This window comes from Pseudomonas lyxosi, assembly GCF_047758685.1.
GTDB lineage: Bacteria > Pseudomonadota > Gammaproteobacteria > Pseudomonadales > Pseudomonadaceae > Aquipseudomonas > Aquipseudomonas lyxosi.
Genome location: NZ_CP180481.1, coordinates 3,903,413 through 3,916,342 on the forward strand (window position 1 = coordinate 3,903,413; position 12,930 = coordinate 3,916,342).

Annotated in this window: 10 protein-coding genes; 5 read left to right on the plus strand and 5 right to left on the minus strand. The window is 55.3% G+C overall.

Going from position 1 to position 12,930, the window contains the following annotated elements:
* Positions 1 to 190: 190 nt before the first annotated feature.
* From ACMXYI_RS17985 to ACMXYI_RS18000, 4 genes are all read right to left on the minus strand, one after another.
* Positions 191 to 3,391, minus strand: a complete 3,201-nt coding sequence (locus ACMXYI_RS17985; RefSeq protein ID WP_415768386.1) for a glycogen debranching N-terminal domain-containing protein — start codon at positions 3,389 to 3,391, stop codon at positions 191 to 193.
* Between the two features lie 599 nt (positions 3,392 to 3,990).
* On the minus strand, positions 3,991 to 4,434 hold the full coding sequence (locus tag ACMXYI_RS17990) for a PRC-barrel domain-containing protein (protein WP_149631315.1): 444 nt from the start codon (positions 4,432 to 4,434) through the stop codon (positions 3,991 to 3,993).
* 663 nt (positions 4,435 to 5,097) lie between these two features.
* A complete protein-coding gene (locus ACMXYI_RS17995; RefSeq protein ID WP_415768387.1) occupies positions 5,098 to 5,544 on the minus strand; it encodes a GNAT family N-acetyltransferase in 447 nt (148 codons plus the stop codon).
* A gap of 368 nt (positions 5,545 to 5,912) precedes the next feature.
* The gene (locus ACMXYI_RS18000) at positions 5,913 to 7,046 is read right to left on the minus strand and encodes an aminotransferase class V-fold PLP-dependent enzyme (protein ID WP_415768388.1); all 1,134 of its coding nucleotides are present in this window, start codon (positions 7,044 to 7,046) and stop codon (positions 5,913 to 5,915) included.
* A 673-nt stretch (positions 7,047 to 7,719) separates the two neighbouring features.
* Here ACMXYI_RS18000 and tnpB point away from each other — a divergent pair.
* From tnpB to ACMXYI_RS18015, 3 genes are all read left to right on the plus strand, one after another.
* A complete protein-coding gene (gene tnpB / locus ACMXYI_RS18005) occupies positions 7,720 to 8,055 on the plus strand; it encodes an IS66 family insertion sequence element accessory protein TnpB (protein WP_140682487.1) in 336 nt (111 codons plus the stop codon).
* 61 nt (positions 8,056 to 8,116) lie between these two features.
* Positions 8,117 to 9,721 (plus strand): IS66 family transposase, encoded by a 1,605-nt coding sequence (gene tnpC / locus ACMXYI_RS18010; protein ID WP_415768389.1) that lies wholly within the window; start codon positions 8,117 to 8,119, stop codon positions 9,719 to 9,721.
* Between the two features lie 289 nt (positions 9,722 to 10,010).
* A complete protein-coding gene (locus ACMXYI_RS18015; protein WP_415768390.1) occupies positions 10,011 to 10,328 on the plus strand; it encodes a hypothetical protein in 318 nt (105 codons plus the stop codon).
* Here ACMXYI_RS18015 and ACMXYI_RS18020 read toward each other — a convergent pair.
* Positions 10,288 to 10,698 (minus strand): (R)-mandelonitrile lyase, encoded by a 411-nt coding sequence (locus ACMXYI_RS18020; protein WP_415768392.1) that lies wholly within the window; start codon positions 10,696 to 10,698, stop codon positions 10,288 to 10,290. The genes ACMXYI_RS18015 and ACMXYI_RS18020 overlap by 41 nt on opposite strands.
* Before the next feature lie 169 nt (positions 10,699 to 10,867).
* Between ACMXYI_RS18020 and ACMXYI_RS18025 the strand changes: the two genes are divergently transcribed.
* Together ACMXYI_RS18025 and ACMXYI_RS18030 are read left to right on the plus strand one after the other, a co-directional pair.
* Complete coding sequence (locus ACMXYI_RS18025) at positions 10,868 to 11,779, plus strand: LysR family transcriptional regulator (RefSeq protein WP_415768393.1); 912 nt, start codon at positions 10,868 to 10,870, stop codon at positions 11,777 to 11,779.
* A gap of 105 nt (positions 11,780 to 11,884) precedes the next feature.
* On the plus strand, positions 11,885 to 12,919 hold the full coding sequence (locus tag ACMXYI_RS18030; RefSeq protein ID WP_415768395.1) for an LLM class oxidoreductase: 1,035 nt from the start codon (positions 11,885 to 11,887) through the stop codon (positions 12,917 to 12,919).
* Positions 12,920 to 12,930: the final 11 nt, after the last annotated feature.

Here is a 12,930-nt window from a genome sequence, read left to right on the forward strand (position 1 = left end):
ACAGCCGAAAGCTGTCAGTCACGAATGACCCCGCAGACGACCGTCGAACCGCTTTTCACCTTTCGGGGAATCGCCTTTACAGACGCGTACCCATCTCGAAAGCACGAGTCTCAAACCCGAACTCTGTGTACAGTGCTACGCCGGTTTTTGTCTGATTGCGGGGAGGCAATGCGCTCATCGCATCGGTGCTCTAACTGGTACTCATTATCCGAACAGGGCCATGACGGTTAAGGACTTCGATCATAACGTTCTTTCCCGAACGCCTCAGCATCACATCAGCCGATTCCGCCCCCACTGCCAGACGCTGAAGGGCTATGGTGTCCAGAAATGCCGGAAGTATTGGCTCGTCAAACATGATGTTGAGTTTCGTAGGACTGAAGCTAAGTCCCAGGCACGACTGAATCATCGAAAGCGGCGCCGCAGCAGCCCACGCCTGCGGCATGCAGGCGACTGGATAAAACGTCGGCCCTTGGGTGCGCTGCCGGGGAAAGCCGCAAAACAGTTCCGGAAGTCGGCGAAGATCAATGTACGTGGACGCGGCAAAAATCCCTTCGAAAATCCGCGCTGCTTCCCGACGAAAGCCGTAACGGGCAAACCCAGCCGCGATCAAGGCATTGTCATGGGGCCAGACGGATCCGTTGTGATAACTCATTGGGTTATAGCGTGGCTGCGAGGACGCGACGGTTCTCACGCCCCAGCCTGAAAAAGAGGAGCGGTCCATCAACGCCGCCACGACCGATGGCGCACGTTTGCGGTACGCGATGCCGGCGAACAGCGCATGGCCCGCATTGGAGGTGCGCACTCGACAGGGCATTTTGTTGCCGTCCAGCGCCAGGACATACGTGCCCAGTTCCTCGTCGAAAAATTGAGCATCGAACTGCCGGCGCAAGTGTCGGGCCTTTTCTTTCAAACGTAGAGCCTGGTCTGGCTCGCCAAGCCGTCGTGCAATTTGCGCGGCACCATTCAAGGCGCCATAGACGTAAGCCTGCACTTCAACGATCGCAATCGGGCCGACGGCCAATCGACCATCCGCATGAAACACCGAGTCATGGCTGTCCTTCCATCCCTGGTTGATCAGACCCTCGGCGGACTGCCGACCATATTCGACAAAACCGTCACCGTCGCGGTCGCCATACTCCTCAATCCAGGTCAGCGCTGCCTCGATGTTTGGCCAGAGTTGGCGGAGTGTATCCAGGTCATTGGTCCTTTCCAGGTAGGCCGCGGCCAACATCACAAACAACGGCGTGGAGTCGATGCTGCCGTAGTAACGCCGGAATGGCACCTCACCCAACTCAGCCATTTCCCCGAGCCTGACTTCATGCAGGATTTTTCCGGGTTCGGCATCGGCGCCAGGGTCGACGGTCGTCGCTTGATTGGCCGCCAGATGCCCTAACACGCCTCGCGCTATACCGGGGTCGAGCCAGAGCATCTGCCACGCGGTGATCAAAGCATCACGCCCAAAGACTGTGCTGAACCAAGGGATGCCTGCGTACGGATACAAGCCCTGTGGGGTTTTGGTCATGAGCATGTACAGGTCGGAAACGCTCCGACTCACCGCTTCGTTGAACACGTCATGAGACGTCACGACCGAGGCTGCGCGTGAAGAAAATGTGCGCGACTGTCGCCGGGCATCGCGCAGTGAAACGAAAAACCCGTGACGCACTGAATAGGGTGGGTTTTGAACGCCGCAATTGATATCCATGAACAATGACTGGATTTGACCGGGCGCCAATTCGATGTCGAACAGTGCCTGGTCGCAGGAAAGACAGGCTGGCAACGGGTCAAAGCGTAGTCGGGTGGTGCGCCGTTTGTGGTCCAGCCCGGTGTAGGAGAGAACGACTTGCTCACCCGCAATGTCCGCCCGATGCGCTTCTCCGCGTTGCGGACGCCGAGCACCGCGAACCTCGAACAGATCCTTGAAGTCGGCCACGAATTGAATTCTAAGTTGCAGACGATGTGGGTATTCGTCGAAGTTGCGCAAGGTCAGCCGTTCGTAACATGATCCTTCCCATAAAAAACGTGAGCGTCGCAGATGGATCAAATCATGGTGCAAGACTTTTTGGCCCTGAGCGTTGAACAGATCGGCGTTGGTAAGATCGCAAGTGAGCATCGCGTTATCGTCGCGCAGCGTGGAGCTGAGCAACAGTGGTCGCGTCCCGTTAAGCGTCAGATAGAACCCCGACAGATGCCGGGTATCGGTATGGAAAAGCCCCTGCGGGCTTTCTTCTGTAACCAGTACATCCCCATTCGGGTCAAATATCGCAAAAGTATCGTTATGTTTAAGGGTGCGTAAGCGCAACTCTTGCAACGACGCGGAGGCGGGAACATCGAAAGGCGTGTTGGGTTGACCCGTCGTGTGGCCCGTCGTCAGATGACGATACAGCTCCAGATAATGGTTGGTCATGCACTCGACCGTGAACCGTTCCTCGAACGCGGCCCGAACTCTGCGACGATCAAGCGCTTCCAACCGCTGGATAGCCGCTACCGCGCCCTCGATGTCGTCGACAATGTAACCGGACACTCCGTCATCAATCACTTCCGGGACCGCACCATGACGAAAGGCAATGACAGGCGTCCCACACGCCATGGCTTCGATCATCGCCAGGCCGAACGGCTCAGGCCAATCGATGGGGAAAATTAGCGCGCGGGCATTGCCAAGAAAATTGGCTTTTTGGTGATCATCGATCTCACCGATAAATTCGACGTTCGGATGCGTCGCGATCAACGGGGCAATGACGTCGTCCCAGTAAACCTGATCCGCCTTGTCTACCTTGGCCGCGATCTTCAACGGCAGACCCGCCCTGGTGGCAATTTCGATGGCGCGGTCCGGACGTTTTTCGGGAGAAATACGGCCCAGGAAAGCCAGATAGTCGCCTTTGGGCTCAGAGGTGAACGCTAAAAGATCGGCTGGAATCCCATGATAAACATTGCCCATCCAATTGACGTTGCCGATCAACGGCGCGCGTTGGGCTTTTGAAATCGAGACCAGCGGTACTTCGGGAAAATGGCTGTAAAACGATTGGTAGTCTGCGATATCCAGACGTCCGTGAAGCGTGGTTACACTGCGGCCGGCCAAGCGCCGAATTAACGGAAAATGATAGATGTCGACATGAAAGTGCATCACGTCGAATTGATCCGCCTGTCTGATCACTTGATCCAGCATCAGGATGTGATGAGGAATCGCATCCTTAACGCCCGGGTCCAGTCGCAAGGCTCGCTGCGACCCCGGTTCAAGGCGTGCCGAAGTTTGTGAATCCCCGCTGGCAAAGAGCGTTACATCGTGCCCTTGCCGAACCAGTTCTTCAGTCAGGTAAGAAACAATCCGCTCAATGCCGCCGTATAGGCGGGGCGGACAGCATTCGGTAAGCGGCGCAATCTGAGCGATCCTCATGGAGATGATCTCCGTTATTGAGTCGAATGAAAAAGCCTCCTGTGCCTTAGCTTCTTACGATTCCCTTTGCTCGCTTTATCCACGATTGATGGTACACCCACCGCGACAGTTCAATTCGATATGACGCCTTCAGCGTTCACCGGTCGCAAATCACTTTCATGGTGGTGACTAATGGGTGACGCGCGGCGCGAGCGTTCCGCACAGCTTCCGGATAGGACAGAAGCGATACATGTCAATCATCAGGGTTGCTCGGCCGGTAACGTTCCTAAGGCACAATCACTCGCCAGTTCGTCAGTGTTGTCGGGGTTGTCACCTTCTGGGGTCATCCATATGAGGAGAGTGTCAACTTATGGCCGTTCTCTGCCTCATACCTAGCAGTTATAGCTACCCAGTTTGGCTGTTCTGATGTGGGCGAATTCAGACGCCGCACTGCGGGTACGATGCGGCTGGGACCTAGCCTTGGATTCGATGGCGGTCAGCAGAATCCACCCTAAACCCTTGTTGCTTCGACAAACCTTTTTTCACCGCAATGCGCGCCGTTGTTTGCTCGGCGCGCATCACTCTTCGTTTCGGATATGGACATTAGCTTTGTCGATACTTTATCTCCGAACAGTATCGTAATCGTAGGGTTTAGTTCCATAGAAAGAATGGATTTCTGTTGCCCAAGACTCGTCGGCCATATTAGGCCAACTGTCCTTGTCAAAACCTGGTGCATTTTCCAAGCGTTCTTTCTCTACGTTTAGTACGAAGCGCTTATTTACTGTATCGAGTGTCAATGCGTTCCAAGGTACCGCAAACAGTTTTTCTCCCATGCTAAGAAAGCCACCAAAAGATAGAACAGCATAACTCACTCTACCGCTTCGAACATCCAGCATGATTTCCTTAATATCTCCCAAGTCTTCTTCATTATGGTTATAAACATCATTTCCAATGAGAGTATCTGCCCCCATCAGATCGGGGCCAGGCCCCTGTTCTTCAGAGCCGGCATCTCGTAGGAGGTTGGTTTTGTACATGCCATAGGTATCGCGATCTTCGTAGTTCATTACTATCTCCTATCAACAATCGTCAATCAATCAGAAAAATGTACCCACCGCCTTGATGGCTGTATTAGTGGGAGTCACCCGCTTTCGAAAAAGTTGAATTTTTTTTTCTGCATGACGACGAATGGTAAGTTGGGGTAAAAGTCAATGAGCTTTTAATCAGTGCGCTATCCATGTGTGATGTTTGTTTTTGTTTTGGGCATTAACCAGATCGATATCATAGATGTGTGGATGAAGCGATTTCTGAATATGACAACTGGTTTACATTTGACTTTATAAATATGACGATTAAGTTTGGGTCGCTACTGCGAACAAACTTATTTGAAGGATAGTTAATATAGGGGAAAGTCCAGCAAAATCTGGAGCAGGACATAAAATTGGCAGGTGAATGTCTGCTTCTGGCCGAGGCTGTGTAAAAACGTTTTTCAGCGCGACAGGCACTCAAAACCGGACTGGAAATCGCGCTTCTACGCAAAATCCACATCTGCTGACGTGCCGATAAATTTCAGATTTAACGTAGACGCGCACACCTTAATTTTGGCGAAGCGTTTTTACACACTCTGGGCCGATTGCGGACTTTCGCGAAGGGCTGCAGCCCAAAGCAGCCATTCACAGGACGCTTCTGCATGCATGAGTGGAGCCGTGCGTAGAAGGACTATCCATTAGTCATTTGATATGTCGATAGACCTTTGTTGTTCGGATCGAGAATCCTGCCCCCTCGTATAAACGATGGGCAGACTCACGATCTGGATTGGAGGTTAAATCCAGAGTTCTCGCGCCGAGGTCATGGTTTTTTTCTATTGCTGCTTGTATGAGTGCTTTGCCGATCCCTTGACCTCGAGCACTGGCATCTACTACGACGTCTTCGATCCAGGCACGAACGCCTGTCGGAATGCGAAAATGAATTAGGGTTAGCGCCCCCAAAATGCTTCCTCCACCTGCTGCTTTCACTACCAATAAATGGGAGCACTCTGAATCCACAATCTGCTTCAAATCTTCCATTGTCATCGCTTGAGCGTTTTTGGAAAGCTGTGGGAGAAGGTCATTCAAAGATCTGAGCAGCATAGGATCGGTTTCTTGAACCACCTCGACAATAGCGGATTGGTTTGTCATCAGAGATCCTCAAGTGAAGGGGGGTGAAGCTTCGATGGTTCAATTCGACACATTACCCAAGCGTCTGCGAGTGACCGCTTCTGGCCGATTTCTGCCTGTCGCTATCGTCAGCTTTGGGTCGATCCAAGTCATACAGCCGCCAATCATCCGCCCCGTGAAAGGCTTCGTTGGAAACCTTTTCTGATAGCGCTGAAGGGTGCACGTGTCAGTAAGACGCGTGCACGGGCTTTCCCTTATGGTTCTAACATGACGTCCGGGCGACCAGCGTCATATTCGTCGAAGATCAACGCCATGGGCCGGCAGTGCCCAGGGCAGAATGCCTTCCTGGAATTCACAAGTTTGGTATGTGCTGCGGGCAAGATGAGGGCTTAGTTAACCATCACTTCGTCCAGTGCCTGCTCGAGGATGCTGACGGTGCGCTCGATATTTTGCAGCTTTTCGAGTCCGAACAGACCGATGCGGAAGGTCTGGAAGTCGGCCGGCTCGTCGCATTGCAACGGCACTCCGGCGGCGATCTGTAGGCCGTGGTTGGCAAATTTCTTACCACTCTTGATGTCGGCATCATCGGTGTAGCTCACCACTACGCCAGGGGCCTGAAAGCCGGCTGCGGCCACGCTTTTGATGCCTTTGCCGGTCAACATTGCGCGCACCCGATCGCCCAGCGCCTGTTGTTCGCCGCGGACCTTTTCGAAACCGTAGGCTTGCGTCTCTTTCATCACTTCGTTAAATCGTGCGAGGGAATCGCTGGGCATAGTCGCATGGTAGGCATGTCCGCCCTGTTCGTAGGCCTGCATGATCTGAAGCCACTTTTTCAGGTCGCAGGCGAAGCTGCTGCTATGCGTCTGTTCGATGCGTTCGAGGGCCAAAGAACTGAGCATCACCAGGGCGCAGCAAGGGGAGGCGCTCCAGCCTTTCTGCGGTGCGCTGATCAGCAGGTCGACTGCACATTTCTGCATATCAACCCAAAGCGTGCCTGAGGCGATGCAGTCCAGCACGAACAGGCCACCCACTGCATGCACGGCGTCGCCGACGGCCCGCAGGTACTCGTCGGGCAGGATAATCCCTGATGAGGTTTCAACGTGGGGGGCGAAGACAATCTGCGGTTTCTGCGCCTGAATGGCTGCCAGCACTTCGTCCAGAGGGGGTGGGGTGTAGGCAGCCTGGCGACCAGTGTCGACCGGTCGGGCTTTCAGCACCGTGGTGGCCGCCGGGATGTTGCCCATCTCAAGGATCTGGCTCCAGCGATAGCTGAACCAGCCGTTGCGTATCACCAGGCATTGCTGGTCGGTGGCAAACTGTCGCGCCACCGCTTCCATGCCGAATGTGCCGCTGCCCGGGACCACCGCAACAGCCTGGGCGTTGTAGACCTGTTTCAGGGTCCTGGAAATGTTCTTCATCACGCCTTGAAATGACTGCGACATGTGGTTGAGCGAGCGGTCGGTGTAGACCACTGAGTACTCGACCAGCCCCTCGGGATCGATACTGGGATATAGCTTTGACATGGGTGACTCCTTTGGCAGAGATGTCAGTGGTATCGACCCTGCCCTAAGCCTTGGCAAATGACAAGATTGCTCGGGATTGAATTGCGACTTCTGTCGAGCGGCTGGCATCATCAGGTCGATTACTGGACGTAGCAATGCTCGCAGGTGGCTGCTGAGTTGTGGAAGGGTGGGCCTTAAAGGTTCCTACCTCCTTACGTTCGGTCGATAACGACCAGTTACGAAGGGCAGCAGCCGACCCATAACTGCCAGTCAACGATCGATTTCCAGGAAGGCTTTACCCCCACTGTACCTGGGATTTGATTAGCTACGCTTGGTGTATGACAAACAGCACGGACGGTGGCGAACATGCAAAAAAAGCTGTTTCTTTTCGATGATTTCTCAAAGAGTTGGCGGTTGATCAAAAGCTTGGTGTGTTCCTTATTTTTGTTGTGCGTCATCTGGGAGACGGCTTACGCAGCAAAGCGTTCCTCCGAATCGAGACCGGAGTTGTCGGCTGCCTTGGTGGGACGATATGTGGATAGTGGAATCTGTCGTAATGAGGAAGAGTGCCGTGCGTCACAGGTAATGTTGGATCGCGGTGGGAGTGATGGGTTTAATATAAATTTTTACCGAGTATCTAATCGCCAACTTCCGATCCTGAAGGCTGCGCCCGCTTTGTCCGTGGACTCGCGCAATGATTCGCGTCGATGCCATCTGGCTCGCCACCGAGCCCATGGATATGCGTGCCGGCACTGAAACTGCGCTGGCCAGGGTGATTGCGGTGTTCGGCGCGGCGAAGCCGCACTGCGCTTATCTGTTCGCGAACCGCCGCGCTACTCGTATGAAAGTGCTGGTGCATGACGGGATTGGCGTCTGGCTGGCTGCTCGCAGGTTGAATCAAGGCAAGTTTCACTGGCCAGGCATTCGACAAGGCTGCGAGATGGAGCTGGATACTGAGCAACTTCAGGCCTTGGTGCTCGGCCTACCTTGGCAACGCGTTGGGGCTGGCGGTGCAATCACACTGCTTTAACACCCGCCATTAGCCCATTAGTCTATCGCCGCGAACGGCCTGCTCTGGCAAAGTTCGCGGCATGACGTCCTCACCCAACCTCGACCAAATGTCCCCCGACCAACTGCGTGCCCTCGCGGTGCAGTTGCTGTCCCAGGTTGATTCTCTTGGGCAGCAAGTCGACAGGATGGGCAAAAAGAACGATCGCGACCAAACCATCATCGAGCAACTCACCCACGAAATCGCCTGGTTCAAACGGAACAAGTTTGCCAAGCGCAGTGAACAATTGAGCCCTGCCCAAGGCAGCCTGCTCGACGACCTGCTCGACACCGACATCGCGGCCATTGAAGCCGAGCTGAAAGCGTTGAATCCGCCGGCTGCGCCGGCCGAGCCACGCAAGCAGCCAAAGCGTGTTCCTTTGCCTGCGCAGTTTCCGCGCACCGTGATTTATCACGAACCAGACAACACCCAATGCGCCTGCGGCTGCCAGCTCCAGCGGATCGGCGAGGACGTCAGCGAGAAGCTGGATTACACGCCGGGCATGTTCACCGTGGAGCAGCATGTGCGCGGGAAATGGGTCTGCCGCGAGTGTGAAACGCTGACTCAGGTACCGGTTCCGGCCCAGGTAATCGACAAGGGCATCCCGACCGCAGGGCTGCTGGCTCACGTGATGGTGGCCAAATTCGCCGACCATTTGCCGCTGTATCGCCAAGAGAAAATCTTTGGCCGCGCCGGCCTGGCTATCGCCCGCTCGACACTGGCGCAATGGGTTGGCCAAACCGGTGTGCAGCTCCAGCCCTTGGTCGATGCGCTGCGCGAAACAGTGCTTGCTCAAGGCGTGATCCACGCTGACGAAACGCCGGTGCAGATGCTCGCACCGGGCGAGAGGAAAACCCACCGTGCTTACGTCTGGGCCTACTGCACCACGCCTTTTTCGGCACTCAAAGCTGTGCTTTACGACTTCAGCCCAAGCCGTGCGGGCGAACATGCACGCAACTTTCTTGGCCAGTGGAATGGCAAGCTGGTTTGCGACGATTTCGCCGGCTACAAAGCAAGCTTCCAGCAAGGCATCACTGAAATCGGCTGCATGGCCCACGCCCGCCGCAAGTTTTTCGATCTGCACGCGACGAACAAAAGCCAACTGGCCGAGCAGGCGCTGCACTCAATTGGCGGGTTGTACGAAATTGAACGGCAAGCGCGGGAGATGACCGTTGAAGATCGCTGGCGAATACGGCAGGAAAAAGCGGCGCCCGTTATCGACGCACTGCATACCTGGATGATGGCCCAGCGCGACCTTGTGCCCGAGGGGTCGGCTATCGCCAAAGCTCTGGATTACAGCCTTAAGCGCTGGACGGCACTGACTCGATATCTCGAAGACGGCGCTGTACCCATCGATAACAACGCGGTCGAAAATCAGATAAGGCCGTGGGCACTTGGACGCTCGAATTGGTTGTTCGCAGGTTCGCTGCGCAGTGGCAAACGGGCGGCGGCGATCATGAGTTTGATCCAATCGGCGCGGCTCAACGGGCATGATCCGTATGCTTATCTGAAAGACGTTCTGACGCGCTTGCCGACGCAGCGGGCGAGTGAAATCGAAGAGCTTCTACCTCATAAGTGGAGCGAATCACACTCGGACTGGATTGGTGAGCGCTACGTCTCGAATAGGGCCATTCCAAGCGATGGGTGAGAGTAGGAATACTACGATAAGAAAAGCTACCTGGGACAGGTAGAACGGCTCCAGCCACTGCTGCTTCAATGCGACGTAAAAAGTGTTATGAGTTACGTCGACCAAAATAATCGCTACCGTAAGCACGATTCCGGCTCTTGGTTTGATGAAAAGTAGCAGTGCTGCAAGCGGGTCAAAAAACGTAAGCGCCCCCCAGAAAATACGGCTAGCCAAGTAAGTGCTAGGCCCGTATCCGTAGTCCCAGAGCAATCCATGCGAAACGTCTGCACGGATGTGATTAGCGGTTGCGATGAAAAGGCAGCATGCGAACAAAATTCTGACGGCGAATGACAATCTTGGCATAGCGTTATCTACATTCGTGATCTACGCCCTGCATGATAGCGGGATCGATCAACGGCGCCAGCAGTTGCAATGGGAAGGTGTGATCGCTGAACGCTTACCTATCTTTGGAAAAAATGACGCCACGATCGGCCGCTTTTTTGGCCGATTGATGCCTGTCGCGAAGAGACAAATCGGCCTCCTGGGCGAGACACTTTTGTATCTCGCGATGCAACAGACTGATCAAATCATTCGCCAGGCGGGCCGACGTTATATTCCTCGTCGGTGACCTTTTCCAACCATACGACGCTCACACCATCCAGCGCTTCCTGGACCCCAATGTGAGTCATGGAGGTGGTGGCGCTTGCACCGTGCCAGTGTTTGTGGCCCGGCGGGCACCAGATGACATCGCCGGCACGAATTTCGACGATCGGTTCGCCTTCACACTGCGTCCAGCCGCAGCCTGCGGTGACAATCAGCGTCTGACCCAGCGGATGGGTATGCCAGGCGCTACGTGCACCGGGTTCAAAGGTGACGCTGACGATGGAAGCCCGGGCCGGTTCAGGTGGGGAGTTAAGGGGGTCCATACGGACAGTGCCCGTGAAGTACGCTTCAGGGACTTTTATCGATGGCTGCGAGCCTACGCGCTTGAGGATCATGGTCAGTCCTATTGATAAATGAACAGGGGCAGGGGGGCGCAAGGTAATGCAAGGCAATACACTCAAGAGCATCTTCCAGGCGCTTGTGGTTTTGTGACATGACCTGCTGGACAGACGATTATTTTCGCCCCCGCATACAACCTATGCAGGTCCTGGAGTAAAGCTACCCATGGAAGCCAACCGATTTGGTGACATCGCTGCATTTGTCTGCGCCGTGAAGGCTGGCAGCTTTACCGCAGCGGCGGCCTCACTCGGTCTGACCCGATCGGCAGTGGGGAAAAGTATAGTTCGACTGGAAAGCCGAATGGGCGCACGGCTTCTCAATCGCACGACACGCAAACTGAGTCTGACTGACGAGGGGCAGGTAGCCTATGAGCGCTGGCGCCAGATCCTCGAAGATCTGGATGAAGTGGACGCGACCATGGCCTTGCGCCGTGGGCGACCAACCGGCACTTTTAAACTCACTGCACCACTGTCCTTCGGTCAGCGCCACATTCTGCCGATTCTGGATGCTTATCTGAAACAATGGCCTGAATTACGGGCGGATGTCTGGTTTACCGATCGCTTTGTTGATCTGGTCGAAGAGGGCATCGACATCGCCATACGAATCGGTACGCCAAAAGATGACTCACAATTATTGACCCGTACCGTGGGTTGGCAGCAGTTCGCAACGTGTGCATCGCCTGCTTATCTGGCCCGTTGCGGTGTACCGCAAACGCTGGCTGAACTGGTCGGACATGACACCATCGCTTTATTCAGTGGCGAGCGGCCTATCGCCTGGCATTACCAGACACCTGCCGGCCTTCATCTATTCGAGCAGCCCGGGCGGCTGAACATCGACAGTTCAGAAGCGATGCGTGAAGCGGCGCTGGCAGGCATCGGCCTGATTCACCTGCCGACCTACATTACGGGTAACGACCTGCGCGAAGGCACGTTAGTGGAAGTACTGAAACCCTACCGCGCACCTCCCGATCCCATCAGAGTCGTCTACACAAGCAAGCGTCACCTGTCGCCCCGCGTTCGAAGGTTTATTGATCTGTTGATTGAGCATTGGGAAACGGGCGTGCCTTGGGAAACATAACGACATTGGGGACTCAGTGGACCGTGTAATGGTCGTGAGCAGCTGTTTATCCAGCCTGAGGATTCAATAAACATGTCAGCCATCGTCACTCACGGGACTGCCATCATGACTATCGCCACACACCTCACGCCGCAGGCGCAACCTGTCACCTTACCGACGGCCCATCCCTCGCTTGAACGTCACCCTGGGTTTCAACGCTTGTTTCAACCAGAGGCGCTCACGATTGGCCTGATCTTGCCCCTCGAAACCCACGCCGACCGACCGGCCCCGACCATGCGTGGCCACCTGGAGATGGCGCAGCGTGCCGAAGCGCTTGGTTTTGGTGCCTTATGGATGCGTGACATCCCTTTCTACGATCCAGGCTATGGTGATGTGGCGCAGATCTTTGAACCACTGGTCTACATCGGCTACCTGGCCGCGGCCACCCGCAGCATCGTCCTGCGCACCACGGGTATTGTGCTGCCTACCCGTGATCCCATGTATCTGGCCAAGCAAGCGACGTCCCTCGATCAACTCAGTGAAGGTCGCCTGGTGTTGGGACTTTCTTCGGGCGATCGATACAGCGATTACCCGATGCTGGGTATCGATTATGAATCCCGTGGCGATCGCTACCGTGATGCCTTTTCGGTGTTTCGAACCCTGATCGAGCAGAGCTTTCCCCGTTTCCGGTCCGAACGATTCGGTGGCTCTCCCGGAAGCCTGGATCTGGTGCCGAAAGCGCTGCATGGCCGCGTCCCCTCAATCGCGGTCGGCCAGGCGCAACAGAGCATTGAATGGTTGGCTCAGCACCTTGATGGCTATCTTGCCGGTGTTCAAAGTCCAGAGCGGTTGGCATCGTTGGGCGAGAGCTGGCACGCCACCGTGCGGGAGGCAGAGAATCGCGACGCCTTCAAACCATTGGGTCTGGGTGGCTATTTCGATCTCAGCGACAACCCGGATCAGCCCTTCCAGCGCATCCAGGGTGGCTTCCGGGCGGGGCGCAACGGCCTGCGCAATTACCTTGAGCAAGCGCAATCTGCCGGTGTCTCGCATATTGCGCTTAACCCCAAGGTCAGCCGTCAACCCTATGACGAAATCCTCGACGAACTCGGCGAGTACGTTCTGCCGCACTTCCCGTCACATCCAAAACGCACTCTGTGAGGTTATGGAAT

Coding starts and splice junctions, on each gene's coding strand:
- ACMXYI_RS18025 (WP_415768393.1), top strand. CDS start 10,868: ATGGAAGCCAACCGATTTGGTGACATCGCTGCATTTGTCTGCGCCGTG.
- tnpB (WP_140682487.1), top strand. CDS start 7,720: ATGATTCGCGTCGATGCCATCTGGCTCGCCACCGAGCCCATGGATATG.
- ACMXYI_RS18020 (WP_415768392.1), bottom strand. CDS start 10,698: ATGATCCTCAAGCGCGTAGGCTCGCAGCCATCGATAAAAGTCCCTGAA.
- ACMXYI_RS18030 (WP_415768395.1), top strand. CDS start 11,885: ATGACTATCGCCACACACCTCACGCCGCAGGCGCAACCTGTCACCTTA.
- ACMXYI_RS17995 (WP_415768387.1), bottom strand. CDS start 5,544: ATGACAAACCAATCCGCTATTGTCGAGGTGGTTCAAGAAACCGATCCT.
- ACMXYI_RS18000 (WP_415768388.1), bottom strand. CDS start 7,046: ATGTCAAAGCTATATCCCAGTATCGATCCCGAGGGGCTGGTCGAGTAC.
- ACMXYI_RS18015 (WP_415768390.1), top strand. CDS start 10,011: ATGAAAAGGCAGCATGCGAACAAAATTCTGACGGCGAATGACAATCTT.
- tnpC (WP_415768389.1), top strand. CDS start 8,117: ATGACGTCCTCACCCAACCTCGACCAAATGTCCCCCGACCAACTGCGT.
- ACMXYI_RS17990 (WP_149631315.1), bottom strand. CDS start 4,434: ATGAACTACGAAGATCGCGATACCTATGGCATGTACAAAACCAACCTC.
- ACMXYI_RS17985 (WP_415768386.1), bottom strand. CDS start 3,391: ATGAGGATCGCTCAGATTGCGCCGCTTACCGAATGCTGTCCGCCCCGC.